This is a genomic window from Bradyrhizobium sp. BLXBL-03, assembly GCF_051853015.1.
Classification (GTDB): Bacteria; Pseudomonadota; Alphaproteobacteria; order Rhizobiales; family Xanthobacteraceae; genus Bradyrhizobium; species Bradyrhizobium manausense.
The window spans coordinates 302,922-328,303 of sequence record NZ_CP182470.1 but is presented as its reverse complement, the minus strand read 5'-3'; the positions used below and the strand labels follow the sequence as shown (position 1 = coordinate 328,303).

The window sequence follows — 25,382 nt, the reverse complement described above, 5'->3', positions numbered from 1 at the left end:
TTCGAAATAAAGTAAATGACCTGAAAACAACACTCGGCCGGAAAGATGCGGGTGAGGGCGCCCGCGCGCTGACAAGCGCGTGAGGGTGCGACAGGCAGTCATTCCGGGGCGATGCGAAGCATCGAACTATGGTGCGCAATTGCGCACCTGAGAATCTCGAGATTCCGGGTCGCGCTGTCGCGCGCCCGGAATGACGGTGCCTGGCCTACGCCGACTTCTTGTTCTGCCGGTTCTTGACGAGATCATCGACCACGGCGGGATCGGCCAAGGTCGAGGTGTCCCCCAGGCTGCCTGGCTCGTCCTCGGCGATCTTGCGCAGGATGCGGCGCATGATCTTGCCGGAGCGGGTTTTTGGCAGGCTAGGGGCGAACTGGATCTGGTCGGGCGATGCAATCGGTCCGATCTCCTTGCGCACCCAGGTGACGAGTTCCTTGCGCAGATCCTCGGTCGGCTCGATGCCGGCCATCAGCGTCACATAGGCGTAGATGCCCTGGCCCTTGATGTCGTGAGGGAAGCCGACGACGGCGGCTTCCGACACCTTCTCATGCGCCACCAGCGCGCTTTCGACCTCGGCGGTGCCCATGCGGTGGCCGGAGACGTTGATGACGTCGTCGACGCGACCGGTGATCCAGTAGTAGCCGTCGGCATCGCGCCGGCAGCCGTCGCCGGTGAAGTACTTGCCCTTGTAGGTCGAGAAATAAGTCTGCTCGAAGCGGGCATGATCGCCATAGACGGTGCGCATCTGGCCCGGCCAGGAGCGCGTCAGGCAGAGATTGCCTGTTGTCTCACCCTCCAGCACCTTGCCGTCGGCGTCGACGATTTCGGGCGCGACGCCGAAGAACGGTTGCGTGGCTGACCCCGGCTTCAGCTTGGTCGCGCCCGGCAACGGTGTGATCAGGATGCCGCCGGTCTCGGTCTGCCACCAGGTGTCGACGATCGGGCAGCGGTCCTCGCCGACGACGCGGTGATACCATTCCCAGGCTTCCGGATTGATGGGCTCGCCGACCGAGCCGAGCAGGCGCAGCGAGGCGCGTGATGTCTTCTTCACCGGCTCGTCGCCCGACTGCATCAAGGCGCGGATCGCGGTCGGCGCGGTGTAGAAGATGTTGACCTTGTGCTTGTCGATGACGTTCCAGAAACGGGAATTGTCCGGGTAATTCGGCACGCCTTCGAACATCAGCGTGGTCGCGCCATTGGCGAGCGGTCCGTAGAGAATGTAGCTGTGGCCGGTGACCCAGCCGACGTCGGCGGTGCACCAGTAGATGTCGCCGTCGTGATAGTCGAACACGTATTGATGCGTCATCGAGGCGAACACGAGATAGCCGCCCGAGGTGTGCAGCACGCCCTTGGGCTGGCCGGTCGAGCCCGACGTGTAGAGGATGAACAGCGGATCCTCGGCATGCATATGCTCGACCGGGCATTCCGTCGTCACCATCTTGGCGGCGTCGTGATACCAGAGATCGCGCGACGGATTCATCTCGACCTGACCGCCGGTGCGCTTGACCACGACGACCCAGTCGACGCCATCGGCCTTGGCGAGCGCCGCGTCGACATTGGCCTTCAGCGGCACCTTCTTGCCGCCGCGCAGGCCTTCATCCGCGGTGATGATGACCTTGGACTGGCAGTCGTTGATGCGTTGCGCGAGGCTGTCAGGCGAGAAGCCGGCGAACACCACCGAATGGATCGCGCCGATCCGCGCGCAGGCCAGCATCGCGTAGGCCGCTTCCGGAATCATCGGCAGATAGATGGTGACGCGATCGCCCTTCTTGACGTTGCGGGTGCGCAGGATGTTGGCCATCCGGCACACCTCGTCGTGCAGTTGCCTGTAGGTGATATGCTTCGATTGCGAGGGATCGTCGCCTTCCCAGATGATCGCGGTCTGGTTGCCGCGCTTGGCGAGATGGCGGTCGATGCAATTATAGGCGACGTTGAGGATGCCGTCCTCGAACCATTTGATCGAGATGTTGCCGGGCGCGAAGGAGACGTTCTCGATTCTGGTCGGCGCGTGCATCCAGTCGATGCGCTTGGCCTGCTCGGCCCAGAAGCCGTTCGGGTCCGCGATCGAGCGGGCGTACATGTCCTTGTACTTGGCCTGGTCGACCCAGGCGCGCTTGGCCCATTCCGCGGGGACGTCGTAGATCTTCTCGGACATGCTTCCCTCCACATACGGCAAGCCGAGCACAGCTGACTGGCGAGCCGACTTCATCATCGTTTAGCGATTATGCGTCGGGCTAACCGCCCCCGACAAGGATCACAAGCTGGACCTTCGGTGAGCGGCGGGCCATGCGGAAGATCAAGCGGGACAGGCCTGATGTCGCAAATCTGAAACAGGCTGGAGCGCGGCTTTCGGGCTCTTTACCCAAATCGCCGAAAAAGGGGCCGCGCAGGGCGCCCATGCGCGCAGGAGGTATTTAGAAACCTCTTTCACTGATTCGGGACTCGCAATGCCGTTCGGAACACCCTAAGTGGCTAACCCGGGTCCCAAGAGACCCTCCGGCTCAGGCTTGGAACAAAAATCAGAACAGCGGCATTGAACGGCAGCACACAGGGCCAAGGCGTAACACTATGATGGATCAGCAGAATCTCGGGACGATGCGGCCTGCCTCGGCCGATCCTGCTGCCATTGCGCTGGCCAAAGCCCTGGGACAGTGGCCGAAACCATCGGGTTCCACCCGTCCCAGCCCCAAGAAAGTGTTCGATTCGGCCTCCCCGGCGACGGTTGAGGCCCTTGCCAAGGAGCTGGGCCTGCGGCTCGGCGACCAGAACGAGCTGACCATCCGCCGCATCAAGCGCGGCAAAGGCTATGCCTTCGTTCGCCCCAATGGCGCCCATATCCGCGACGCCCGCACCATTCGCCGGCTGCACGCCATGGCGGTACCGCCGGCCTATCGCGAGGTGCGCTACTCCGCCGATCCGAGCTCGCATCTTCAGGCGGTGGGTCGCGATGCCGCCGGCCGGCTGCAATATCGCTATCACGCCGACTGGGAGAAGGTCCGCGAGCACCGCAAGGCGCATCGCCTGGAAAAGCTGGTCGGTGCCCTGCCCAAGATCCGGCGCAAGGTGTCGGCGTTCCTGTCGGGCGACGAGCCGACGCGCGAGTTTGCACTTTCCGCGGTGATCGAGCTGATCGCGCGCACCGCGATCCGTCCTGGCAATGAATCCTATGCCCGTCTCAACGGCACTCGCGGCGCCACCACGCTGCTGAAGTCCAACGTGACGCTGGAGGACGATTGCTTCGTGCTGACCTTCAAGGCGAAGGGCGGCAAGGCGGTGCGCAAGGAGTGCGATGCGGCCAAGCTGGTGCGCGCCATCTGCATTTTGCAGGGCGTCCCCGGCAAGCGCATGTTCCAGTATCGCGATGCCCAAGGCATCGTGCGCGCGGTCAGCACCACGCAGGTGAACGCGTTCCTGCGCGAGATCGCCGGCATCAAGATTTCGCTGAAGGATTTCCGCACGCTGATGGCCTCCGCCGTCGTCGTGGAATCGCTGTCGCGGATCACGCCGGCGACCAGCCAGCGCGGCCGCAAGAAGCAGGTGCTGGACGCGATCCGCGCCGCCGCCGACAAGCTCTCCAACACCCCGGCGATCTGCCGCAAGAGCTACGTCCACGACACCATCGTCACCGCGTTTGAAGAGGGCATCCTCGAGCGCTTCGCTGCGACCATGAAGGGCCAGCGCTCGCAAGCAAGGCGCGAGCAGCTCTTGGCGCAGGTGGTGGCGACCGCAGCCGTCTAATGCCGTGCTGCAGGGTGGGCAAAGCGAAGCGTGCCCACGAATTGCTGGTGGTGAAAGGTGGCGGGCGCGGCGCGAAGAGCGCGCCTTTGCCCACCCTACAAGAGCTACATATTGTCTGAGACGCCTTTGTCCGGACCGGGATCGCGGCCGGCGGCGACGCTGGTGAGCCGCTCCAGATAATGCGCCCAGCCCTTGGCGTGCGCGGCCACCTGCTCCTCGGTCGGCAGCCCGCTATGCGTCATGCGCAGCAACGTGCCGCCATCGCGCTCGATCAGGTCGATCTCGATCAGGCTCGAACCGGGCGGCACTTCCTGACCGCCCTCCCAGCCGAACGTGTAGGCGAGACGATGCACCGGCACCACCTCGCGGAAGGCGCCGCGGGCGACGCTGGCACGCGGGCCAATGCCCTTGAGCAGGTAAAGCCCGCCGGGATGCGGCTCGGTGGTCGCATCGGAGCCCATCCAGCTCAGGATTTTCTCGGGATCGGTCAAATAGGCGAAGACGGTGGCGCGCGGGGCGGCGATCTGGGTCTCGCGTCGCAAGACGAACGGCTCGGTCATCGGCGATCATCCCTGAGGTGATACTGGCACATGGCGGCGCCAAAGCAGCCCGTCAAGGATTGCCCGTGACAAAGGCGGTCCTCCTTCGCCATCATCGGGTCATGCAGCTCTCCCCGACCCTCGCATGGCTTGTCGATTTCGCTTCCGAGTGTCCCGGCGCCGATCGCCTGCTTGCGGAACTCGGCGCGCATCTGCTCGCCGATGGCGTGCCGCTTGCGGCAGGCGCCCTGACGCTGGAGGTGCCGCATCCTCTGATCGCGAAGCGGACATGGCTGTGGCGGGCGGACAATGGCCGGGTGATCGAGGCCCTCGGCTTTGCGCCGGGCGGGCTCGCGCCCGATTTGCCTGACGATGCCGGCCGCCGCTGGCTGCGCGGCATCGCTGATGGCGACGTGCACGAAGATGTTGTCGGGCGTGACGGGCCGTTGCTCGGCTGGATCGGGCCGCGTCCGTTCACATCAGACGACACCGAGCAGCTGCGCCAGGCCGCACGCTTTGCCGCAACGCCGCTCGCGGCGCTCGCAGCGCGCGCCACGTTGCGGGCGACGCTGGAAGCCTATCTCGGCAAGCGCAGCGCCGAGCGGGTGCTGGCGGCACCCCTGCGGCGCGACCTCGGCGAGACCATCCAGGCCGCGCTGCTCTATGCCGATCTGCGCGGCTTCACCACCTTGTCGGAAACCACTCCGCCCGTTGAAATCGTCGCCGCGCTTGATGCCTGGTTCGATCGCATTGCCGGTGCCGTCCATGCCTTCGGCGGCGAGGTGCTGAAATTCATCGGTGACGGCGTGCTGGCGATCTTTCCGGTGGTCGAGGCGTCGCCACGCAGAGCCTGCGAGGCCGCTCTGCGCGCCGCAGGCGCCGCCGAGGCCGGGATGGCGTATCTCAACGCCGAGCGCGGCGCGCAAGGTCTGCCGCCGCTTGCGTTCGGCGCTGCCCTTCATCTCGGCGAGATGCTCTGGGGCAATATCGGTGCCGCCAATCGGCTGGACTTCACGGCGATCGGCCCCGCCGTGAATCTCGCCAGTCGACTCGAGGGCCTGTGCAAGCCGCTCGGCCGGACCGTGCTGGTGTCGGGCGCGCTCGCGGCCGAGACGGACATGCCCCTGATTGCGCTCGGCCTGCACAAGCTGCGCGGCATTGCCTCGCCCTGCGAGGTCCTCGCGCTGCCGGAAGAGCAGTCTTCGACGTCGCGGCCTGCATGAGCGCAGCCAACCGCCGCCCATCCTGCAAACCAGCCTTCCATGTCTCGGCTTGCGCGAACTGCGTCTGGCGCAGGTGCGGCGACCACGGTGGTCAGGTCGGGGGCGGTTCGGCAGGACGGCTCTTCGCAGGAGCATCATCCTTTACTTGTTCGCGAAGACGGTCGCGTTCCGACCTGGCGAAATCGCTGTCGGGCGCCAGCGTGACCGCGGCGTCCAGTGCCGTCAGGGCCTCGCGCGGCCGTCCCGTGGTTTCGAAGATCGCGGCACGCGCCAGCAGACCGCGCGGATCCTTCGGCGCGCGCTTGCTGAACTCGTCGAAGTCGCCCAAGGCGGCGTCATAGCTTTCCTGACCCTGCAGGGCCTCGCCGCGCGCCAGGTAATAGTCGGCATTGTTGGGCAGCCGCCTGATCGCTTCGTTCAGATCGGCGACCGCCTTCGCGTAGTCTTTCAGCCGCAAATAGGCGAAACCGCGGTAATAGTAAGCGACGGCTGCAATTGCCCAGGGCGTGCTCTGGCTGGCCGTCTTGTTGAGGTCCTGGAGCGCGGTGTCGTAATCTCCGCGCGTCATGTAGATCCAGGCGCGGTCGTTGAGGGCTGCCGGATAGTCGGGCTGTATCTTCAGCGCGGCGTTGAAATCTGCCATCGCGCTATCGGGGTCCCTGTCGCGTCGCATAAATCCTCGTTGCGTATAGACAGATGCCAGCCTCGAGCCGGATATCTTGCCGCCCTCGATCAGCTTGGTGCAAACCGCCTCCGAGCCGACGGTGCTGTTGGCAAAGCAGCTGAGGACCTCGAGGTCCAGCGCATTGGCCGTGGTCGTCTTGATGGGGGTTGCGGTCGATGTAGCCGCCTTCTGCACGATCGGCTTGGCCCAGCTCCCGGTGTTGCCCCAAGCGTCGCCGTTGACCGGCTTGCTGAGGAGAATCCAGCCCGCGATCAGCACGGCCATCGCGGCGGGCCATGCGTACCACGACCACCGATACCAGGGATCGATGTTCCACAATGCTCCGTGGAAGGCGACGATACGCACTGCGGGCGTCATGATCAGCTGTCCCGGATGGCCGATTGAATATCACTGAGCTCGAACTCGGCGACGCTCGCATTGGGATCTCGCGACGTGCGCAGGGCATGCGCCTCGCGGGTCTTTTCCAGCAAGGTCCGCATCGAGCGCGCATTGCCCCATTGCGGATCATCGCGTTGCGATTCGATCCATGGCGCCAGCGCGGCCTCGAAGCCGATCGGCAGCAGATATTGCTGCTCGGAAGCCATGGCACGGAAGATTTCGCAAAGCTCAACTGCGTCGTAGGCCGGGAAGTCGATCGTCTTTGTGAAGCGGCTGGCAAGCCCTGGATTGCTGGCGATGAAGCGGTGCATCTCGGCGGGATAGCCGGCGACGATCACGACCAGGCGATCGCGATGGTCTTCCATGTATTTCAGCAGTGCCTCGATGGCCTCGCGACCGAAATCGCCCTTCCACTCCGCAGCGCTCAGGCTGTAGGCCTCGTCGATGAACAGGACGCCGTCGAGCGCGGTGCGGCAGACGTCGAGCGTCTTCGGCGCGGTCTGACCGACATAGCTCGCGACGAGCTGGCTGCGGTCGGCTTCGATCAAATGGCCTTTCCGCAGCACGCCGAGGGAGCGATAGATGTCGCCGATAGCACGTGCCACCACGGTCTTGCCGACTCCCGGAGGTCCGGTGAACACCATGTGCCGGCTCGTTGCGAACACCGGCAAGCCCTGCTCGCGCCGCCGATGCTCGACCTCCAGGCTCGCGAGCAGCTTGTTGATCTCTGTTTTGACCGAGGCGAGCCCGACCATCATGTCGAGGTCGTCGAGTGCATCGTCCGCGGTGCGCGTCACCATCCGGGTCTCGCCGGTCCCGGGATCGGTGGTCAGCCTGCGGCCATAGGTATAGCCGCTTCCGATCGGGACGAAGCCCGATGCCGTGGGGTCGGCCCCGAGACGAGAGGCGATGTAGCCGACGCTGGTCGCAGCGACGGTCGTCAGCGCGATGCCGACGAATCGCAGCGCCGTCATCTCCGAGAACAGCGACCCGATCCAGCCGAAAAAGCCGATCTGCGGATTGAACAGCAAGGCGCTAACCCCTGCCGTCACCACGCCGATCAGGATAAAGGCGAGGATGAAGCGCGCGTTCAGAAAATTCTGCATTCAAGTCTCACTTGGAAAAGGTCACTTGCAACACTCACTTGCGCGCAAATCTCACTTGCAGGGAGGACGCGCAGGCCATCGCACCGTGACGGTGGTGGAGCCGGTGGCCGGCTCCATCCGTGCCGTTGGATAAAGCGATACGAGCAAGCCCTTGGCGTTGCCCTCTGCGGTCAGCGGGTCCAGCCCGCCGCTGTCAGGCAGCGGGTTTGGCAGAGCAATTCTCTGCGGCTGGTCGGTGACGTGGAACGAAGGCGATCGATATTTGCTGGTGCGAAACGTGACGGTCCCTCCGGCAGGATTGCCGGGAGTCGACACCGTGATGAACGCGACGGGATAGCGGCACTGCCGGCTGTCGGATTGCGCGATCCGCTGGTTATCCGGCGTCAGGGTCGGGATGGCATCGGCAATTTGCTCCTGGGGCACCAGCGCGATGATCGGCGCGTCGGGCTCCGCGCGCATTGTCAGAAACCATCCGATGAAGGCTCCCAGGATGGCGACGCCGGCCAGCAGCATCGCCGAAATCGATGAGGCATCTTTTCCAGGACGGAATGGAAAGGCCCCCAGGCCATCGGTGGACCCTGGCGATTGCTCGCCGCCGTCCCTTTCCTGCATCGCCATGACGCGAGAAGACCCGTTGAACGTCCATTCCTGTGCCGAATCTAGGAATTCTGTCGGCAGATATCAATGGTTGTAACGGCGCCCTCCCACTATCACAAACTTGTCACAGGTCGGCCTTCAATTGGGGCGAATTATACCCCGCCCATCTTGCAGACGAGCTTCCACTCCTCCGCGGTCACCGGCTGCACCGAGAGGCGCGAATATTTCACCAGCGCCATGTCTGCGAGTTTCTTCTCGGCCTTGATCGCGGCCATCGTCACCGGCGTCTTCAGCGGCTTGTCGGCCTTGATGTCGACGCAGACGAATTTTTCGGTCTTGTCGGTCGGATCGGGGTAGGCCTCCTTGATGACCTCAGCGATGCCGACGATCTCCTTGCCTTCGTTGGAATGATAGAAGAACGCCTTGTCGCCCTTCTTCATGTTCACGAGGTTCTGGCGCGCAGTAAAGTTGCGCACGCCGGTCCAGGCTTCGCCCTTGGCGCCTTTCGCGACCTGCTGGTCCCAGGACCACACCGACGGTTCGGATTTCACCAGCCAGTACGCCATGCTTATTCCTCTGCCTTGAAGGGTCGGGTCAAGAGCCCTGATATCGCTGCGTCGATCGTGCTTCGGCCGCCCAGGATCGACGCGACCGCTTCCGATACCGGCATCTCGATGCCCTGCGAAGCTGCAAGTTCGATCAGGACCGGTGCGGTGAACTCGCCCTCGGCCAGCTTGCCGGCGGGTGGCTGCTCACCTCGGCCCAGCGCGAGCCCGAGCGCGAAATTGCGTGATTGCGGGCTCGCGCAGGTCAGGATCAAATCGCCAAGACCGGACAGGCCGGTGAGCGTTTCGCTGCGCGCGCCGAGAGCGCGGCCGAGGCGCGTCAGCTCGGCGAAGCCGCGGGTCGTGAGCGCAGCCTGCGCGGACGCGCCGAGCTTGCGCCCGACCGCAATCCCGACCGCAATCGCCAGCACGTTCTTGGCCGCGCCGCCGATCTCGACGCCGCGGATGTCGGTGGAATGATAGGGACGGAATGTCGGTGAGCCCAGCGCCTGCACCAGGCTGCTTGCGAGCGCATCGTCCCTGGCCGCGAGCGTCACGGCCGTCGGCAAGCCGCGCGCGACGTCGTCGGCAAAGCTCGGGCCCGACAGGATCGCAGGCTGCGCATGGGGCGCGGCTTCCGCGATCACGTCGGTCATGAATTTATGGGTGCCGTGCTCGATGCCCTTGGCGCAGGCGATGATCGGGACAGGTTTTGTGAGATACGAGGCCAGCATGTTGACCGCGCCGCGCAGATGCTGCGCCGGCGTCGCGATCAGCAGCATCTCCGCGCGCGATGCCGCCGCAAGATCGCTTGTCACCACGATGTCTGGTGCCAGCCGCACGCCCGGCAGCCGCGGATTGTCGCGGCTCGATTGGATGCGCGCGGCATGCTCGGCGTTGCGCGCCCACAGCGTCACGTTCCGTCCGGCCCGCGCGGCCATTGTCGCCAGCGCCGTGCCCCAGGCCCCGGCACCGATCACCGCGACGGAGCGGAATGCGGTCATGGCTAGTATCCCGCCCGCGTCTTGCCGTAGCCATCAGGCGCCGTGGCGTTGGCGTCGAGCAGCCAGCGCGCGCGCGGCTGGGCTTCCATCGTGTCGGTGATGCCGAGGGCAAGGCGCTCGGCGCCGGCCCAGGCGATCATCGCGCCATTGTCGGTGCAGAGCGCCGGCGGCGGCATGATCAGCTGCGTCCCCGCTTGCCGTGCGACATCATCAAGCGCGCCGCGGATCGCCTGATTGGCGGCGACACCGCCGGCGGCGACCAGGGCGCGCGGCGCGCCGAACCGCTCGCGGAACAGTTTCAGGCCAACGCTCAAGCGGTCGGCCGTTGAGTCCAGCACTGCAGCCTGGAAACTGGCGCAGAGATCGCTGATGTCCTGCGGCGTGATTTCAGTGAGCCGGCTCGCTTCGGTACGCACCGCCGTCTTCAATCCCGACAGCGAGAAATTGGCATCGGGACGATGCTGCATCGGCCTTGGAAACGCAAAGCGCGTGGCATCGCCATTCGCGGCCGCGCGCTCGACCTCGGGGCCGCCGGGATAGGGCAGGCCCAGCATCTTTGCGACCTTGTCGAAAGCCTCGCCGATGGCGTCATCCACGGTGGTGCCGAGCCGCACATATTGACCGACGCCGGTGACCGCGACGATCTGGGTGTGGCCGCCGGAGGCGAGGAACAGGCAATACGGAAATTCGATGCCGTCGGTGAGACGCGGCGTCAGCGCGTGCGCCTCGAGATGATTGACTGCGACCAGCGGCGTGTCATGCACCATCGCGATTGCCTTCGCGGTGGTGAGTCCGACGATGACGCCGCCGATCAGGCCCGGCCCTGCAGCGGCCGCGACACCGTCGAGCTGGGCGAAGCCGATCCCGGCATCGCTCATGGCGCGATCGATGATGCCGTCGAGCAGGTCGACATGGGCGCGCGCAGCGATCTCCGGCACGACGCCGCCGAAGCGGGCATGCTCCTCGACTTGCGATCGCACGACATTGGACAGAATCCTGCCGCTACCGTCGGGCGCGCGCTCGATCACGGCCGCCGCGGTCTCATCGCAGGTGGTCTCGATGCCCAGTACCAGCATTGGCGAATTGTTATCCAATTTGCGCCCTTGCGCTCATCCGTAAAGCAGAGTTCTGCTAACGCGGTAGCATTCCGGGGTTGGCTTAGGCAATCGTCACGCGCCGCCATCCCGCGCGAATGCTCCACCGCCACGTCTTTCGGGAACAGCGCGATGTCCATTCTTGTCACACGGCCGCATCCCGACAACGCGGCAACGGCGGAAAATCTGCGCGCGCGGGGACATGTGGTGCTGCTCGCGCCGGTGCTCAAGTTCGAGCCGGTCGCTTTCCATGACGAGAGCGAGGCCGGTTACGGCGCCATCATCGTCACATCGGCCAATGCAATCCGCGCCGTCGCGCCGCAATTGCAAGATCGTGGCCTAAAGAACCTTGGCCTCATGGGGTTGCCGCTGTTCGCGGTCGGCGAGCACACGGCTTCCGTGGCGCGCGAATTCGGCTTTACGGACGTGGTCGTCGCCGGCGGCGATGCCGCATCCTTGCGCGACAGGGTGATGCAGGCTGTGCGTGACAAGCGCGTCAGCAAGAAAAGCACGCTGCTCTATCTTGCGGGGGCGGATCTGTCGCGGGATCTCGGCGGCGAGCTCGGCGCCGAGGGGTTTAGCGTGATCACGCAGACGACCTATCGCATGGCCCCGGTCAAGATTCTGCCGCGCGAGGTCTGCAAAGGCTTCGCCGCCCATGGCATCGAGGCGGTGCTGCATTACTCCAGGCGCAGCGCGCGGGCCTTCCTGGACGCGGCCCGGGACGAGGGTGTCGAAATCTCGGCACTGGCAGTCCCGCAATGCTGCCTGTCCGAGACGGTCGCAAGCGTGCTGCGCGATGCCGGTGCATCGCAGGTCCTGGTCGCCGCGACCCCGGACGAAAATGCCCTGTTCGACGCCTTGGAGCGTGCTTTGCGGACCCGTTTGGCGTAAGAGGACGGGCCGAATCCGACGCAATCGGGCTCGTCTCTGGTAATGCAAGTGTGAGGAACCGTCACGATGGCCGACGACAAGCCTGAAGACGCAGGCAAGCCTGAAGACGCCGGAATGCCCCCTGAGTCCGGCCGTGCCAAGCGCACCCCACCGACCATCGACCTCGAGGCGACCGAAGTCACCACCCGGCCCCACGACGTGGTGGTCGAGCCGGAGGCCGGGCCCTCGGCCGAGCAGGCCAATGCCGGGCAGGCCAGTGCCGAGGACGCCGAGGTCGAAACCGCCAAGGTCGAAACCGCCAAGGCCGAAACCGCCAAGGCGGAGCCGGAGCGCGATGAGGCTCAGGCCGCCGCTGCGCCTACAGCCATTTCACCCTGGGTCATCGCGCCATTTTCAGGCGCCGTTGCAGCTGCGGTTGTGATTGCGGTCGGCTGGATGCTGGGCTGGCCCGCGGTGCAGGCGCCGCCGGCCGCGCCACAGGTGACGAGTGCAGCCGTCGATGCGCTGAGCGGGCGTGTCGCCGCAGTCGAAGCCAAAGCGGGCAAGCCCGCCGCCGATCCGGCTGTTGTCGCACGGCTCGATGCGCTGGAGAAATCCGTCGGCACCTTGCGCGGCGATATCGCCAATCTGCGCGCGCAGTCCGACAAGACGGCGAGCGCATTGAACGATGCCAGATCCACGCCGCCCGACACCGTGGCTTCGTCCAGCCTCGCCGCCCTCGACGCGCGTATCTCCCAGCTCGAGCGCGCCAGCACGACCGCCCGCGCCGAGCTCGCGCAGCAGGGCGAAAAGATCGCCGACGCGAAAGCGATGGATGACAGGCCGTTGCGCCATGTGGTTGCCGCCACGCTACTCGACGTCGCCGTTCGCCATAACGATCCCTATGAGGCACAGCTCGCCGCCGCCCGTTCGTTTGCAGCGAAGCCCGAGGTCTTGAAACCGCTCGATGCGTTCGCCGCATCAGGCATTCCGACGCCGGTTGCCCTGACCCGCGAGCTCCTCAACATCGTTCCGAAACTGTCGCCGCCGCCGGAAGCGCCGAGCAGCAATGCCGGCATCGTCGAGCGGCTTCAGGCCGGGGCATCGAAGCTTGTCCGCATCGAGCGCACCGACGGGGCGGGCAACGACCGCGGCGCCGTCGTCGCGCGGGTCACGGCGGCGGCGCTGCGCAATGATTTCGCCGAGGCGCGCCGCGAACTGAAGGCGCTGCCCGAAGCTGATCGCGCGCCGGCGCAGGCCTGGCTCGACAAGGCCGATGCCCGCGACGCCGCGCTCGCGGCCTCCCGCAAATTCGCCGACGACGCTCTGGCTGGTCTCACCAAGCCTGCTCAATAAGACTCGCGCAACACTCCGCGCGTATGGGGATCACCATGCTTCGCATCGTCCTCTTCCTCGTTCTGATTGCGCTTGCAGGCGCCGGCGCGGCCTGGGTCGCCGATCAGCCCGGCAATGTGGTGCTGACCTGGGGCGGCTGGCGCGCTTCGCCGAGCATCCCGGTGTTCGTGCTCTGCCTCGGTATCTTCGCGGTGCTGGTGGTGTTGCTGTGGAGCATCCTGACCGTCATCTGGAGAATGCCGGGACGGGTGCGCCGACGCCGACGCGAGAAGCGTCATGCGCGGGGACGCCACGCCATCACCCATGGTCTGCTCGCGATCGGTCATGGCGATACCGCGCTCGCCCGCCGTCATGCTGACGCGGCGCGGCGGCACACGCCGGACGATCCGCTCGCGCTGCTCCTGCACGCGCAATCGGCCCAGCTCGACGGCAATCGCGACGAGGCCCAGCACGCCTTCCGCGCCATGGCCGAGCGTGAGGATACGCGGCTGCTCGGCCTGCGCGGCCTGTTCATCGAGGCGCAGCGCGCCGACGATGCGGTCGGTGCCGTGATGATCGCGGAGGAAGCGCTCAAGCTGTCACCATCATCGACCTGGGCCTCGCATGCCGTGCTCGGCTTCCGCTGCGCGCGCGGCGACTGGGGCGGCGCGCTCGCGATCCTCGATTCGAATTTGTCCGCCGGGCTGATCGACAAGCAAGCCTACCGCCGCCAGCGCGGCGTGCTGCTCACGGCGCGCGCGCTGGAACTGGAGACCATGGACCGCGACGTCGCGCGCGAGAGCGTGATGGAGGCGGTCAAGCTCGCGCCGACGCTGGTGCCGGCCGCGGTGCTCGCCGCGAAATTCGAGAGCGAGGCGCATCAGGTGCGCCGCGCCATGAAGCTGGTCGAGGCCGCCTGGCTTGCCAATCCGCATCCCGATCTCGCCGATGCCTACGCGCATGTGAAGCTCGGCGATTCCGCGCGGCAGCGCCTGCAGCGGGTCGAGACGCTCGCGGCCAAGACGCCCGCCGACAAGCCCGGCCATGTCGAGGGCCAGCTCGCGATCGCGCGCGCCGCGATCGACGCCTCCGAATTCGCCCGTGCGCGCGAGGTGTTGTCGCCTTATGTCAACAATCCGACCCAGCGCGTGGCGCTGCTGATGGCTGAGCTCGAGCGCGCCGAACACGGCGACAGCGGCCGTGCCCGCGTCTGGACCTTGCGCGCGGTCCGCGCCCGTCACGACCCGGCCTGGACTGCGGACGGCTATGTCAGCGACCGCTGGCGTCCGGTCTCCCCCGTCACCGGCCGCCTCGACGCCTTCCAGTGGCAGACGCCGGTGGCGAGCCTGCCCTCGGACAAGGGGACGACGATCGAATCCTCGGCCTTCGAGGAAGCCATGCTTGCCGCCCCGCCACCGAAGCGGGTAACGATGGCCAATGAGGCGCCTACGGAACCGGTCGTGATCGCGTCGGCGTCGGCTGCAGCCCCCGAGCCGGCCGCACAGGACAACGCGCCGCCGGTGGCCAAGGAAACCGCCAAGGAAGAGCCGGCGGAGGTGCCTCCCGAGCCGGTCAAGCCGGCCCCTGAAGCCGCCGAATCATCGCCGGTGGCGGAGACCCCGGTGTTCCGCACCCGCGCCGACCTCGGCAAGCCGGCACAGACGCCGATCCAGACGGTGATTCCGATCGTCCGTGCGCCTGACGATCCCGGCATCGATGACGATGGTCCGAGCGATGAATTTACGGAACAAATCGGCACGCCCAGGGACCATGCGAAGGCCCAGGCCGGCGGCTGGCGCGGATTCTGGTCCCGCTGGGGCGCTTGATCCCGCATTTCGCCTACCGCTTGTCCTTGCCAATTCGGGCCATGCCCGATATCAGGAGCGCGCGTATCGGGGCCGGCTTTGTTCAGGCTCCGGCAGGGTTCGCCGCAATAGCTCAGTCGGTAGAGCACGTCATTCGTAATGACGGGGTCGGGGGTTCGAATCCCTCTTGCGGCACCAGCCTTCGCAGGCTGCGCCTGCTTCGGCTCGGCAAGCCGCTGCCTGCGCTTGCGTGATTTATTTCACATAAGCTCCCGCGTCTCTTCCCTAGTGTCCGCCTCACGCAAACACGGGGAGATTTCACATGCGCAAGATCATTCTGGTTGCCGCCATGGTTCTGGTCTCTGCATCGGCCCAGGCCGGCGGCTCACGCAGCCTCTCGCTGGCCGCGGCCAACGACCAGGCTCCGGCACCGCAAGCCACAGTGCCGCCGACCGCCACCGCCACGCAGGTGAGCGAAGCCGCTCCGGCGGCTGCGGCTCCTGCTTATGTCGATCGTCCGCCAGCGGTTACGACCACCGCGCCAGCCGCGACCCCATCAGCGACCGCACCGGTGTCAGCGCCTGCTGCGGCTCAGCCTGCGCCCAAGACGACGGCGAAGGCGGACAAGCCCAGGCATCACAGGACCTGGACCGAAGGCCGGATCATCAGCGAACTGCATCGCCACGGCATCTACTGGTGAGGCCGCTCTTCTTCCAAAACAAAATGGCCGGGCTGAGCCCGGCCATCGCATTCTTGTCGAACCTCAAAACGCCTAGCGCTGCGAGACCGTCTGCACCACGCTCGAGACTGGACGCCCGTTCGTCGCACTCGACGCCGGCACCTTCAACTCCCTGAGCACCGCTTCATCATACTCGGGCAGCGAGTCGAATGTCGTCTTCGCCTTGATCTGCACGACCTTGTAGCCGCCGGCCTTGAGGCGCGCGAGCAGCGTCGGCAGCGCTTCGCCGGTACGTTTCTGGAAGTCGTGCATCAGGATGATGCCCTTGCCGAGCTTGTCGAGCTTGGTCATCACGTTGCTGACGATCTTGTCCGGCGTGCTCTCTTTGCGGAAGTCGAAGGAGTCGAGGTCGGTCGAGAAGATCCCGAGGTTGCGGCTGCCGAGATAGCTCACGAGCGCCGGGCTCTGCGACAGTTGCGGGAAGCGGAAGAACGGCGACGGATTGGTGCCGAGCGCCCATTTCACGGCACTGAAGCCCTTCTCGATCTCGTCCTTGGCCTGCTGCTCCGTCATCTTCTTGCCGGCGAGGTTGACATGCGACCAGGTGTGCGCGCCGACCGTATGGCCCTGCGCGAGCACCTGGCGCAGGATTTCCGGATGGTAGGTCGCATGCTTGCCGACCGAGAAGAACAGGCCCTTGGTGCACTCATCCGCGAGTGCCTTGAGCACCGCCGGGGTGTTGACCGGCCACGGACCGTCGTCGAAGGTCAGCACGACCTCCTTGTCGGTGAGGAAATCGAACTGCTTGTACTGCTCGAAGCCGAAGCCCGGACCGCCGGTCGTGTCGATCTCGACCACACGCGAGACGCCAAGGGCATTCGGATTGCTGCAGTTCGCCGGCTGAACCGGTGCCACTGCGGGCGCGGGTGCGGAGCTGGCTCCCGCAGCGGGAGCGGCCGGCTTGCCCGCGATCGCCGCGGTGGTCTCGACGTCATCCTTGGCGGCGAGCTTGGCCTGCGCCGGCAGAGCATCGGCGGCACGGGCGGCTGTTGTCTTGGGGGCGCCCTGGTCGGCGCGGGCGGAATAAAAATACCAACCTCCGGCGATCACGATCGCCGCAACCACACTGGCCAGCATCAGGCCCAACGCATTACGCATCGCTACTCTTTCCAATCACGCAACCAAACCAGCGGAATTTCCCGCGTCGCAAGCCATTAATGCGAAGGAACAGTTAACGTGACACCAACGCGGCAGCGGTTCTGGAGGAATTTCAGGTGGGTGCGCCAAAGTGACCGAAGTCACAGAGGCGCGCTCGCCCGTGACCGTCATCACAGTGGAAACTGTTTTGCTGGAGCATCGTAGTTCCCATCAACAACGGGCCCCGCTGCGGCGGTGCCAATGGGAGCTGCAAATGACCAAGTCGTTCACTTCGCCAAGGGCGCGTCACGCAAGGTTGCTGACGCTCAGGACGGCCAGTAAGGGCCCGAGCCGTTCGGTCGCTTCGAGCTCCCCTCGCGATGCGCTTCGGCTCAACGCCGGAGCCATCCCGCCGCGCCAGCCTGTCTGGCAACAAAGCCGTTGCGGGTGCGGCATCACCGCTCTAGCTTCGCCCGCATAGCTTTCCGGGTACGAGGCATTATGCGATGAGCCGAGTTTTTTTCATTGTCCCTTTGATCCTGTGCGCCTCAGGCGCCCTCGCGCAGCAGCAGCCCGGCCATGATGCCTGCGCGCGCGACGTCACACGTCATTGCCGCGCCGTGATGAGCAACGGCGATAGCGCCGTGCTCGCCTGCCTGAAGGAGCATCGCGCGCGCCTCAGCAAGGCCTGCGACAAGGTGCTGACCGAACACGGGCAGTGATCATTTTACCGTAGCTAGCGACTGATGCTGCTCCCCGCCGCAGTCGCCACCACCGGCAGCACCTCGGCGCTCGCGCGATCCGGCGTCTCTTCCTTCCAGCGTACCGAGCCGAACGGCCGCTCCAGCATGCGGCGGATCCGCACCGGATCGGGGCCGATGTGGAAATCGATCGCCTGCTGATGCAGCGCACGTTCGGACTGGGTCGAACGGTTGCGCTGGCGCAAGTAGTCGAACCAGGTCGGGCAGTGATAGCGCTCGGTCCACAATTCCGGATCGGCAATGTCGCGCGCGATCGACCAGCCATAGGCGCCGTTGCGCTGCCGGGAGAGCTGCACGTCCTGCATTACATTGTGGAAGGCGCGCGCATTCTCCTGGGCGACGCGATATTCGATCTCGACCACCAGCGGTCCGCTGCGCCCCGTCAGCGGCAGCTTGACTTCAGGATCGGCCAGCACCTCGGCATCCTCGTTGCGGGCGCCGACGCGCGGCATTGCAAGCCAGATCCCCAGCAGCGGTGAGATCAGCATCAGGCCGGCGGCCGTGAGCAGCGCGACCTCGACGCCGGCGTAGTCGGTGAGATGGCCCCAGCCCCAGGCGCCGATCGCAATCCCGCCGGAAATCGAGGCCTGGAACGCGGCGAGCGATCGACCGGCGACCCAGCGCGGCGCGGAGAGCTGCACGCCGATGTTGAACAGCGCCACCGCCGCCATCCAGACCGCGCCGGCCAGCACCAGCGCGGCCGCGGTCAGCACCGGCTCGGTGCTGAGGGCGATCGCGGCCATCGCAAACGCCATTGAGATGGTGCAGGCGCGGATCGCAGCTTCGCCGCTCATGCGCTTGCGCAGCTCGTGGATGTTCAGTGCGCCGACCACCGCGCCCATGCCGAACGCACCCAGCATGATGCCGTAGGTCTGCGCACCACCATGCAGCAAGTCGCGGGCGACCAGCGGCATCAGCGCCATGATCGCGCCGCCGATCAGGCCCATCACCAGCGTGCGCAACAGCACGATCTTGATCGGCGGCGAGTTGGTGATGTAGCGGAAGCCCGAGACCATGGCGCGGTTGAGCTTCTCCCGCGGCAGGCGCGAGGGCTCGACCACGCGCCGCCAAAGCAGCAGCACCACCAGCAACGGCAGATAGAGGATCGCGTTGCAGGCGAATGCCGCGACCGCGCCGGCGGCGGCAACGATGACGCCGCCGACCGCGGGGCCGAAGCTGCGCGCGATGTTGTAGCTGATGCCGTTCAGCGCCACTGCCGACGGCAGTGCGTCCGGCGGCACCTGCTCGCTGACTGAGGACTGCCAGGCCGGACCGAACAGCGCATTGCCGCTGCCGACCACGAAGCAGAAGGCGAGCAGCGATTCCGGGGCGATGAGCTTGAGCCCGGCCAGGATCGTGAGGGCCGACGCGCCGGTCAGGGCGATCATGAGGGCCACCAGCGTCACGATGCGGCGGTCGTACATGTCGGCGATGGCGCCGGCCGGCATCGAGATCAGCATGATCGGCAGCATCAGGGCGGTCTGCACCAGCGCCACCTTGTCGGCGGAGGCCGCCATCTGCGTCATTGCCCAGGCCGCACCCACGCCCTGGATCAGGAGGCCGAGATTGGAGAGCAGGCTGGCGAGCCAGATGCGCCGGAACACGGTGTACCGCAGCGGCGCGGTGATGCCGTCGGCGGAACGTCTCTGACGGTTCGTCTGCTCGGTCATATACCCTTCCAAGAGGTATGGCAGGAATGGCCTGAATAATTCCGGCAGACCCAGTGATGCCCGCGAAAGTCCTTCGCTGTCCAGTGGTTGGGCCGCTATAAGCAGTGCAAAGATATAAGCGGTGCAAAGATATCGGTTTTACCGGGGAGGATGGAATGAAGCTGTCACGACGGACAATCCTGCAAGGCGCAGCCAGCCTGCCTTTCGCGGTTGCGAGCTTGCAGATGGAGGCGCTGGCGCAGACATCGTTGACGGCCAGCAGTTCCGAGGTGCCGCCGATCCTGTTCGTCCATGGCAATGGCGATTACGACGCCCTCTGGATCACGACGCTGTGGCGGATGGAATCCAACGGCATCGCGCGCGACCGTATGATGGCCATCAATTTCACCAATCCCAGGGCGCGTGACGACGATGCGGTCGAGCAGCCCAACCGGTCCTCGACCGAAGAGCAGCGCCGCGAGCTTGCCGCGGCCATCGCTGAACTGAAACGTCTTACCGGCGCGGCGCGCGTGGCGCTGGTCGGCAATTCGCGCGGCGGCAACTCGATCCGCAACGTCATCAAGAATGGCGGCGCCGGCGATGTCAGCCACGCGGTGCTGTGCGGCACGCCCAATCATGGCGTGTTTGCGCTCGACGCTTTGCTCGGCAGCGAGTTCAACGGGCGCGGGGCCTTCCTGCGCGGTCTGAACGAAGGCGAGAGCGAGGTGACGCCTGATGTCGCCTTCCTTACCCTGCGCAGCGACGGCATGGACAAATATGCGCAGCCCGACGGCCGCTTCATGGGCAAGCCGGGCGTGCCGACCAATGTCACCGCAGAAGGGCCGGAGCTGAAGGGCGCGACCAATCTCGTGCTCGGCGCGATCGATCATCGCGAGACGGCGTATCATCCGCGGGCGTTCCGCGAGATCTACAAATTCATCGCCGGTCGCGAGCCCGCGCGCATCGCGATCACGCCGGAGCGGACGGTCCATATCGGTGGACTGGTCACTGGCGCCGCGGATGGCGCGCCGACCAATCGCCCCGTGGCCGGCGCAACCGTCGAGATCTACCATGTCGACCGCGAGAGCGGGGAGCGCAAAGGCGAATTGGTTTACCGCTTGACCACGGGCGCCGATGGACGCTGGGGGCCGGCCGAGGTCGATCCCGCCTCGCCGCTCGAGATCGTCCTGACCTCGCCGGACGCCCCGATCACGCACTTCTACCGCTCGCCTTTCCCGCGTTCCTCCGATGTCGTGCATCTGCGCGCCGCGCGGCCCTTCCTTCCGCAAGAGAAGGATGCCGGCGCGGTCGTGATCATGTCGCGCCCGCGCGGTTATTTCGGGCTGCCGCGCGATACCGTTCTGCTCGATGGCCGCGAGCCCGCGGACGTCACGCCGGGCGTGCCTACGGATGCGACAGCAACCCTGCGCCTTCCGGCCAGCGAGGTCGGGCGTAACATCGTGGCCCAGTTCAACGAAGAACGAATTGTGGCGCGCGCCTGGCCGGCCTCCGAGAACAGGATTGCGGTTGCGGAGCTGACTTACTAGCTATTTGCTTGCGTCAGGTCTGCGGGAGGGAGCCATGAACATCGCCAGCATGCGCCGGCCTATCATCCCGCCGACGCCGCCGCGTGCGCCCGACAACATGTCGTTCTTCGGCCGTATCGCGGTGATCAAGCGGAACATGATCGCGACCTGGGGGCAGCGCGCCTATGAGGAAGAGGTCATCCAGGGCCGCTTCTTCCTGCACAAGAGCTTCATCCTGAACCAGCCGGATGCGATCCGGCACGTCCTGCTCAGCAACTACCAGAATTACACGCGGACGCCGGCGGGCATCCGCATGCTGCGTCCGGTGCTCGGCGAGGGTCTCCTGCTCGCCGAGGGCCACGCCTGGACATTTCAACGGCGCACCCTGTCGCCGGCGTTTACGCCGCGCGCTACCGCCAATCTCGTCCCGCACATGACGGCGGTGCTCGACGAGACCATTGCCAAGCTCGAGACCCGAACCAACGAGCCGGTCGATCTGCGCGAGATCATGCAGCGCATGACGCTCGAGATTGCCGGACGCACGATGTTCTCGTTCGGGATGGACCAGCACGGTCCGACCCTGCGCAACTTCGTCATGGAATATGGCGAGCGGCTCGGGCGGGCCCATTTCCTCGACATGGCGCTACCGGTGTCGTGGCCGACCCCGATGGACCGGGCCCGCGCCCGCTTCCGCAAGCGCTGGACCCAATTTGTCGCGATGCTGATCGCCGAACGGCGTGCGGTGGGAAAGAAGCACGGCGCGCCTCCGCGCGATCTGTTCGATCTCATGGACGAGGCGCGCGACCCCGAGACGGGCAAGGGCTTTTCCGACGAGCAGCTCGTTGACGAGGTCGCGACCATGATCCTGGCAGGCCATGAGACCACCGCGACCGCACTGTTCTGGGCGCTCTATCTGCTGGCGCTCGACCCCGACACGCAGGAAGAGGTCGCTTCCGAGACGCGCGGCGAGCATCTCGACAGCATGGTCGATATCGACCGGCAGAAATTCACCCGCGCGGTGATCGACGAGACCATGCGGCTCTATCCGCCGGCGTTCCTTGTTGCGCGCGCCGCGCGCGGCAAGGACATCGTGGCCGGAGCCGAGGTCAACAAGGGCGACATCATCATGATCGCCCCCTGGCTGCTGCACCGGCACGAGAAGCTCTGGGATCAGCCCAATGCTTTCATCCCGAAACGCTTCATGTCGAAGGAGCCGCCCGATCGCTTCGCCTATCTGCCGTTCGGTGCCGGCCCGCGCGTCTGCATCGGTGCGCCGTTCGCGCAAGCCGAATCCGTGCTGGCGCTGGCACGACTGATCGGCGCGTTCCGCGTCGAGCTGGTGGATGCAGCGCCGGTCATTCCGTTTGGCGTCGTCACGACCCAGCCGGACCACTCACCCATGTTCCGCATCACGCGGCGGTGATAGACCGTCGTCTGGCCGCCGGCGTGATCCACCCCAGATAGAGTTGCACCATGACCGACATCCAGGCCCAGATTTCCGTTCTGAAGCAGACCGCGGATCGTGCCGTCGTCGAGGCCATCGCGCAGCTGATCGCCAATGGTCACGACCGCGAGCTCAACCGCATCAACGCATTGGATTTTGCCGATCGGACCGGGCTCGATCAGGAGAAGGTCATTTCCGGATTCCTGCATGCCTCGCGTCTCGGCCTGTTCGACATCGGCTGGAACGTGCTGTGTCCCGGTTGCGGAGGGGTTCTGGGCGCGCACACGACGTTGAAATCACTGAAGCACGATGATTACAATTGTGCGCTCTGCGCGGCCGGATACGAGGCGTCGGTCGACGAGATGGTCGAGGTGGCCTTCACCGTCAGCCCGCAGGTCCGCCGCATCGCCGCTCACGATCCCGATACGCTGCCGATCTGGGAATATGTGCGGCAGATGTTCTGGAGCTCGGGCGTCGACATCAACGAAGAATCCTTTTCGCGCCTGATCAACGAAGTGACACTGGAAGCGTTGGAATTGCCTGCCGGCGAAAAGGCGATCCTCTCGCTGAATCTGCCGAGCCAGTTCATCATCGTGTTCGAGCCGGTCACCCATTCCGCGCATTTCCTGGACGTCCAGGGCGAGCCGACCAGCGAACGCCAGCAGCTTTCGATCATGTTCAACAAGCTGGAGGCGCCGACGGGGACTACCGTGATGCGTCCCGGGCCGCTGCGCCTCACGCTCGAAAATCAATCGGGCGGTCGCGTTCTGCCCTCGGTCTGGATTGCCGCCGACGCGATGCACGAGATGATCGGCAAGCGCAAGCCGATCCTGACCGCCAAGAGGATGCTGTCGAACCAGACGTTCCGCGACGTCTTCAAGGCCGACAATCTCAATGTCGATCAGCGATTGAAGATCACCTCGCTGACATTCCTGTTCACCGACCTGAAGGGCTCGACGGCGCTGTACGAGCGCGTCGGCGACCTCAGCGCCTTCGATCTCGTGCGCGCGCATTTCCGGGCGCTGCTGGAGATCATCGCCGCCGAGAAGGGCGCCGTCGTGAAGACGATCGGCGATGCCGTCATGGCGACCTTCGTCAGGCCCGAGCACGCGATCACGGCGGGGCTGCGCATGCGCGCGGCGATGGATGATCTGAACAAGCAGCGCGGCGCCAACGATCTGATTCTCAAGATCGGCATCCATGAAGGCCCGTGCCTTGCGGTGATGCTCAACGAGCGGCAGGATTATTTCGGCCAGACCGTCAACATCGCCGCGCGCGTGCAGAGCCTGTCGACAGCGCAGGAGATCCACATCACCGGTCCGGTGCTCGACGCGCCGGCGGTGGCCGAGATCCTGCAGCGGCGCGAGATCAAGCCGATCCAGAAGCAGGCGGCCCTGCGCGGCATCGCCGACAAGATGGTGGTGTACGAGATACCGTGAGGGACGGGGGTCATCGCCACATTCTCCGTCGTCATGCCCGGGCTTGACCCGGGCATCCACGTCTTTCGTTGCGGACATGGCCGGGACAAGCCCGGCCATGACGGAGAGAACAGATTGCCGAAACGTAATGCAGCGCGCGGAACTGACGCACGTTGCGCCGGTTGAGTTTCCCGCTCATATAAGGCTTGTAGCGGCCGCGCTTGCTGCGGCGTCATCGATTTCGGTAGGACCTTATGCTCGACGGCTTGCGCCAATTCATCGCCGACATTGTTGCCCCCCATGGTCAGGACCGCGCCTTTGGCGACAGCGACTACCGCCTGGCGGCAACCGCGCTGCTGGTCCACGTGGTTTCCCTGGACGGCCAGCCGACGCCGGCCGAGCAGCGCAAGCTGCACAATCTGATCGAAAGCCATTTCAAGCTGGACCGCGGCACCGCCGACCGGCTGATCGCGGATGCGACAGAGGTCGAGGGCGAGGCGGTCGATCTCTATCACTTCACCAGCGTCATCATGCGCTCGCTCGATGAAGAGGGGCGCAAGCGCATCGTCCAGATGATGTGGGAGCTGGTCTATGCCGACGGCCAGGTCACCGAGTTCGAGGACAACGTCGTCTGGCGCGCCTCGGACCTGCTCGGGGTTTCCCAGCGCGACCGGATCGATCTCAAGCACGCCGTCGCCGGGCGTGCCGGCGGGCAGGTCACGGACCGCGCTCTCGGAAGCTGAGCGACCGCAAGCCCGGCGTGATTGCTAGTTGTATCGATCACATGACGAAACTTTAATGTAGCCGCCGGAACGTCCCGGTTCCGTATGTCCCTGTAAATTCGGGCTTTTTCTCGCATTCCCGACGGTCGCTCAGACCGCCATGCCGCCAGCACCGCTTGCCTGTCGCGCGTGGCCTATGCTCCAGTTCCCGCTGTTTCGGGGCCCAAAAAATTACATCAAGAGACTGCGATCGTGACTGAGCGGGTAACGTTGATCACCGGTGCGTCGGCGGGCATCGGCGCGGAGCTGGCGCGCGTGTTTGCCGCGAATGGACATCGTCTCGCGCTGACGGCGCGGCGCGCGGACCGGCTCGAAGCGCTCGCGAACGAGCTCGCTGCGACATGCGGCAAGAGGCCGATCGTGATCGCCTGCGATCTCCAGCAAGCCGACGCCGGCGAGCGGATCGCCGCTGCGCTCGCTGCCGAAGAGGTCGAGCTCGACAATCTCGTCAACAATGCCGGTTTCGGCGTGTTCGGTGATGCGATCGAGCGCGACCGCGACGAGCAGGTCGGCATCGTCGATGTCAACGTCCGGGCGCTGACCGATCTGTCGCTGCGCTTTGCCGATCAGCTCGTCAGGAACAAGGGCGGCCTTCTCAATGTCGGCTCGGTCGCGGGCTTCCTGCCCGGTCCCGGCATGGCCGTGTATTACGCCTCGAAGGCCTATGTGATTTCGCTGACCGAGGCGTTGCGAGCGGAGCTCGCGCCGCGCGGCGTGCGCGTCACCGTGCTGTGTCCGGGACCGGTGCAAACCGAATTCCAGGGGCGTGCCGGGGTCGGGTCCGGGCATGATACGGCGATTCTCAACGTTCCCGCCGCGGACGTTGCGCGGCAGGCCTATCGTGGCTTGATGGCGAACAAACGGGCCGTGCTGCCGGGTCTCGGCATCAAGATTGTGCCGTTCGCGCTGCGCTTCTTCCCGCGCGGCTTCATCCTGTCCGCCACCAGCCGGTTTCAACGGCAGCGGAGCTGAAGCAGCCCGAAGCACCCGTGGTGGCCCGGAGCTTGCTTCTACATCAAGCAGGACTGCATCGAGCAGGAGTATGGGCTGCGTGTGTGCGCAAACTC

Annotated in this window: 22 protein-coding genes and 1 tRNA gene; 13 read left to right on the top strand and 10 right to left on the bottom strand. The window is 65.6% G+C overall.

Annotation, left to right across the window (positions count from 1 at the left end; all coding sequences use genetic code 11):
• Nucleotides 1–205 precede the first annotated feature (205 nt).
• A complete protein-coding gene (gene acs / locus ACNJX9_RS01580) occupies nt 206–2,152 on the bottom strand; it encodes an acetate--CoA ligase (protein ID WP_057740635.1) in 1,947 nt (648 codons plus the stop codon).
• A 413-nt stretch (nt 2,153–2,565) separates the two neighbouring features.
• On the opposite strand from acs, the gene ACNJX9_RS01575 reads away from it, so the two are divergent.
• Entirely contained in the window at nt 2,566–3,735 is a 1,170-nt protein-coding gene (locus ACNJX9_RS01575; protein ID WP_439407612.1) for a DNA topoisomerase IB, read from the top strand.
• A gap of 104 nt (nt 3,736–3,839) precedes the next feature.
• Here ACNJX9_RS01575 and ACNJX9_RS01570 read toward each other — a convergent pair whose 3' ends face one another.
• The gene (locus ACNJX9_RS01570) at nt 3,840–4,295 is read right to left on the bottom strand and encodes an SRPBCC family protein (RefSeq protein ID WP_271599556.1); all 456 of its coding nucleotides are present in this window, start codon (nt 4,293–4,295) and stop codon (nt 3,840–3,842) included.
• A gap of 101 nt (nt 4,296–4,396) precedes the next feature.
• On the opposite strand from ACNJX9_RS01570, the gene ACNJX9_RS01565 reads away from it, so the two are divergent.
• Nucleotides 4,397–5,497, top strand: a complete 1,101-nt coding sequence (locus ACNJX9_RS01565) for an adenylate/guanylate cyclase domain-containing protein (protein WP_439410233.1) — start codon at nt 4,397–4,399, stop codon at nt 5,495–5,497.
• Nucleotides 5,498–5,588: 91 nt separating this feature from the next.
• Here ACNJX9_RS01565 and ACNJX9_RS01560 read toward each other — a convergent pair whose 3' ends face one another.
• From ACNJX9_RS01560 to tsaD, 6 genes are all read right to left on the bottom strand, one after another.
• Nucleotides 5,589–6,539, bottom strand: a complete 951-nt coding sequence (locus ACNJX9_RS01560; protein ID WP_057740632.1) for a tetratricopeptide repeat protein — start codon at nt 6,537–6,539, stop codon at nt 5,589–5,591.
• A gap of 2 nt (nt 6,540–6,541) precedes the next feature.
• Nucleotides 6,542–7,666: an AAA family ATPase gene (locus ACNJX9_RS01555; protein ID WP_245316595.1), complete on the bottom strand. Its 1,125-nt coding sequence runs from the start codon at nt 7,664–7,666 to the stop codon at nt 6,542–6,544.
• 51 nt (nt 7,667–7,717) lie between these two features.
• Nucleotides 7,718–8,284, bottom strand: a complete 567-nt coding sequence (locus tag ACNJX9_RS01550; protein ID WP_057740630.1) for a hypothetical protein — start codon at nt 8,282–8,284, stop codon at nt 7,718–7,720.
• Nucleotides 8,285–8,415: 131 nt separating this feature from the next.
• Entirely contained in the window at nt 8,416–8,829 is a 414-nt protein-coding gene (locus ACNJX9_RS01545; RefSeq protein ID WP_057740629.1) for an EVE domain-containing protein, read from the bottom strand.
• Between the two features lie 2 nt (nt 8,830–8,831).
• Nucleotides 8,832–9,812: an NAD(P)H-dependent glycerol-3-phosphate dehydrogenase gene (locus ACNJX9_RS01540; RefSeq protein WP_057740628.1), complete on the bottom strand. Its 981-nt coding sequence runs from the start codon at nt 9,810–9,812 to the stop codon at nt 8,832–8,834.
• A gap of 2 nt (nt 9,813–9,814) precedes the next feature.
• On the bottom strand, nt 9,815–10,888 hold the full coding sequence (gene tsaD, locus ACNJX9_RS01535; protein ID WP_439407611.1) for a tRNA (adenosine(37)-N6)-threonylcarbamoyltransferase complex transferase subunit TsaD: 1,074 nt from the start codon (nt 10,886–10,888) through the stop codon (nt 9,815–9,817).
• Nucleotides 10,889–11,038: 150 nt separating this feature from the next.
• Here tsaD and ACNJX9_RS01530 point away from each other — a divergent pair, with 150 nt between their 5' ends.
• The 5 genes from ACNJX9_RS01530 to ACNJX9_RS01510 all read left to right on the top strand — a co-directional run bounded on the left by ACNJX9_RS01530 (nt 11,039) and on the right by ACNJX9_RS01510 (nt 15,619).
• Nucleotides 11,039–11,800 carry a uroporphyrinogen-III synthase gene (locus ACNJX9_RS01530; protein WP_439407610.1) on the top strand — a complete coding sequence of 254 codons (762 nt, stop codon included), beginning with the start codon at nt 11,039–11,041 and terminating at the stop codon, nt 11,798–11,800.
• Nucleotides 11,801–11,866: 66 nt separating this feature from the next.
• The gene (locus ACNJX9_RS01525) at nt 11,867–13,135 is read left to right on the top strand and encodes a COG4223 family protein (protein ID WP_439407609.1); all 1,269 of its coding nucleotides are present in this window, start codon (nt 11,867–11,869) and stop codon (nt 13,133–13,135) included.
• A 35-nt stretch (nt 13,136–13,170) separates the two neighbouring features.
• Nucleotides 13,171–14,940: a heme biosynthesis protein HemY gene (locus ACNJX9_RS01520; RefSeq protein WP_439407608.1), complete on the top strand. Its 1,770-nt coding sequence runs from the start codon at nt 13,171–13,173 to the stop codon at nt 14,938–14,940.
• 101 nt (nt 14,941–15,041) lie between these two features.
• A tRNA-Thr gene (locus ACNJX9_RS01515) sits at nt 15,042–15,117 on the top strand.
• Between the two features lie 124 nt (nt 15,118–15,241).
• Entirely contained in the window at nt 15,242–15,619 is a 378-nt protein-coding gene (locus tag ACNJX9_RS01510) for a hypothetical protein (RefSeq protein ID WP_439407607.1), read from the top strand.
• A 72-nt stretch (nt 15,620–15,691) separates the two neighbouring features.
• Here ACNJX9_RS01510 and ACNJX9_RS01505 read toward each other — a convergent pair whose 3' ends face one another.
• The gene (locus ACNJX9_RS01505; protein ID WP_439407606.1) at nt 15,692–16,756 is read right to left on the bottom strand and encodes a polysaccharide deacetylase family protein; all 1,065 of its coding nucleotides are present in this window, start codon (nt 16,754–16,756) and stop codon (nt 15,692–15,694) included.
• Nucleotides 16,757–17,241: 485 nt separating this feature from the next.
• Between ACNJX9_RS01505 and ACNJX9_RS01500 the strand changes: the two genes are divergently transcribed.
• Nucleotides 17,242–17,457, top strand: a complete 216-nt coding sequence (locus ACNJX9_RS01500) for a hypothetical protein (protein ID WP_439407605.1) — start codon at nt 17,242–17,244, stop codon at nt 17,455–17,457.
• A 14-nt stretch (nt 17,458–17,471) separates the two neighbouring features.
• On the opposite strand, the gene ACNJX9_RS01495 is transcribed toward ACNJX9_RS01500, so the two are convergent.
• On the bottom strand, nt 17,472–19,166 hold the full coding sequence (locus ACNJX9_RS01495) for an MFS transporter (protein ID WP_057740611.1): 1,695 nt from the start codon (nt 19,164–19,166) through the stop codon (nt 17,472–17,474).
• Between the two features lie 155 nt (nt 19,167–19,321).
• Between ACNJX9_RS01495 and ACNJX9_RS01490 the strand changes: the two genes are divergently transcribed.
• From ACNJX9_RS01490 to ACNJX9_RS01470, 5 genes are all read left to right on the top strand, one after another.
• Nucleotides 19,322–20,692, top strand: a complete 1,371-nt coding sequence (locus ACNJX9_RS01490; RefSeq protein WP_439407604.1) for a hydrolase — start codon at nt 19,322–19,324, stop codon at nt 20,690–20,692.
• A gap of 34 nt (nt 20,693–20,726) precedes the next feature.
• On the top strand, nt 20,727–22,094 hold the full coding sequence (locus tag ACNJX9_RS01485; RefSeq protein ID WP_057740607.1) for a cytochrome P450: 1,368 nt from the start codon (nt 20,727–20,729) through the stop codon (nt 22,092–22,094).
• A gap of 50 nt (nt 22,095–22,144) precedes the next feature.
• Nucleotides 22,145–23,554, top strand: coding sequence for an adenylate/guanylate cyclase domain-containing protein (locus ACNJX9_RS01480; protein WP_057740605.1), 1,410 nt, complete (start codon nt 22,145–22,147; stop codon nt 23,552–23,554).
• Between the two features lie 233 nt (nt 23,555–23,787).
• Nucleotides 23,788–24,276, top strand: a complete 489-nt coding sequence (locus ACNJX9_RS01475) for a TerB family tellurite resistance protein (RefSeq protein ID WP_057740602.1) — start codon at nt 23,788–23,790, stop codon at nt 24,274–24,276.
• A 231-nt stretch (nt 24,277–24,507) separates the two neighbouring features.
• Nucleotides 24,508–25,287: an SDR family NAD(P)-dependent oxidoreductase gene (locus ACNJX9_RS01470; RefSeq protein WP_057740600.1), complete on the top strand. Its 780-nt coding sequence runs from the start codon at nt 24,508–24,510 to the stop codon at nt 25,285–25,287.
• Nucleotides 25,288–25,382: the final 95 nt, after the last annotated feature.

Bases quoted from the DNA above. Each gene is read 5' to 3' on its own strand.
- acs (WP_057740635.1), bottom strand. From the start codon at position 2,152: ATGTCCGAGAAGATCTACGACGTCCCCGCGGAATGGGCCAAGCGCGCC.
- ACNJX9_RS01550 (WP_057740630.1), bottom strand. From the start codon at position 8,284: ATGGCGATGCAGGAAAGGGACGGCGGCGAGCAATCGCCAGGGTCCACC.
- ACNJX9_RS01510 (WP_439407607.1), top strand. From the start codon at position 15,242: ATGCGCAAGATCATTCTGGTTGCCGCCATGGTTCTGGTCTCTGCATCG.
- ACNJX9_RS01545 (WP_057740629.1), bottom strand. From the start codon at position 8,829: ATGGCGTACTGGCTGGTGAAATCCGAACCGTCGGTGTGGTCCTGGGAC.
- ACNJX9_RS01570 (WP_271599556.1), bottom strand. From the start codon at position 4,295: ATGACCGAGCCGTTCGTCTTGCGACGCGAGACCCAGATCGCCGCCCCG.
- ACNJX9_RS01505 (WP_439407606.1), bottom strand. From the start codon at position 16,756: ATGCGTAATGCGTTGGGCCTGATGCTGGCCAGTGTGGTTGCGGCGATC.
- ACNJX9_RS01560 (WP_057740632.1), bottom strand. From the start codon at position 6,539: ATGACGCCCGCAGTGCGTATCGTCGCCTTCCACGGAGCATTGTGGAAC.
- ACNJX9_RS01480 (WP_057740605.1), top strand. From the start codon at position 22,145: ATGACCGACATCCAGGCCCAGATTTCCGTTCTGAAGCAGACCGCGGAT.
- ACNJX9_RS01525 (WP_439407609.1), top strand. From the start codon at position 11,867: ATGGCCGACGACAAGCCTGAAGACGCAGGCAAGCCTGAAGACGCCGGA.
- ACNJX9_RS01575 (WP_439407612.1), top strand. From the start codon at position 2,566: ATGATGGATCAGCAGAATCTCGGGACGATGCGGCCTGCCTCGGCCGAT.
- ACNJX9_RS01485 (WP_057740607.1), top strand. From the start codon at position 20,727: ATGAACATCGCCAGCATGCGCCGGCCTATCATCCCGCCGACGCCGCCG.
- tsaD (WP_439407611.1), bottom strand. From the start codon at position 10,888: ATGCTGGTACTGGGCATCGAGACCACCTGCGATGAGACCGCGGCGGCC.
- ACNJX9_RS01540 (WP_057740628.1), bottom strand. From the start codon at position 9,812: ATGACCGCATTCCGCTCCGTCGCGGTGATCGGTGCCGGGGCCTGGGGC.
- ACNJX9_RS01520 (WP_439407608.1), top strand. From the start codon at position 13,171: ATGCTTCGCATCGTCCTCTTCCTCGTTCTGATTGCGCTTGCAGGCGCC.
- ACNJX9_RS01495 (WP_057740611.1), bottom strand. From the start codon at position 19,166: ATGACCGAGCAGACGAACCGTCAGAGACGTTCCGCCGACGGCATCACC.
- ACNJX9_RS01500 (WP_439407605.1), top strand. From the start codon at position 17,242: ATGAGCCGAGTTTTTTTCATTGTCCCTTTGATCCTGTGCGCCTCAGGC.
- ACNJX9_RS01555 (WP_245316595.1), bottom strand. From the start codon at position 7,666: ATGCAGAATTTTCTGAACGCGCGCTTCATCCTCGCCTTTATCCTGATC.
- ACNJX9_RS01490 (WP_439407604.1), top strand. From the start codon at position 19,322: ATGAAGCTGTCACGACGGACAATCCTGCAAGGCGCAGCCAGCCTGCCT.
- ACNJX9_RS01565 (WP_439410233.1), top strand. From the start codon at position 4,397: ATGCAGCTCTCCCCGACCCTCGCATGGCTTGTCGATTTCGCTTCCGAG.
- ACNJX9_RS01475 (WP_057740602.1), top strand. From the start codon at position 23,788: ATGCTCGACGGCTTGCGCCAATTCATCGCCGACATTGTTGCCCCCCAT.
- ACNJX9_RS01530 (WP_439407610.1), top strand. From the start codon at position 11,039: ATGTCCATTCTTGTCACACGGCCGCATCCCGACAACGCGGCAACGGCG.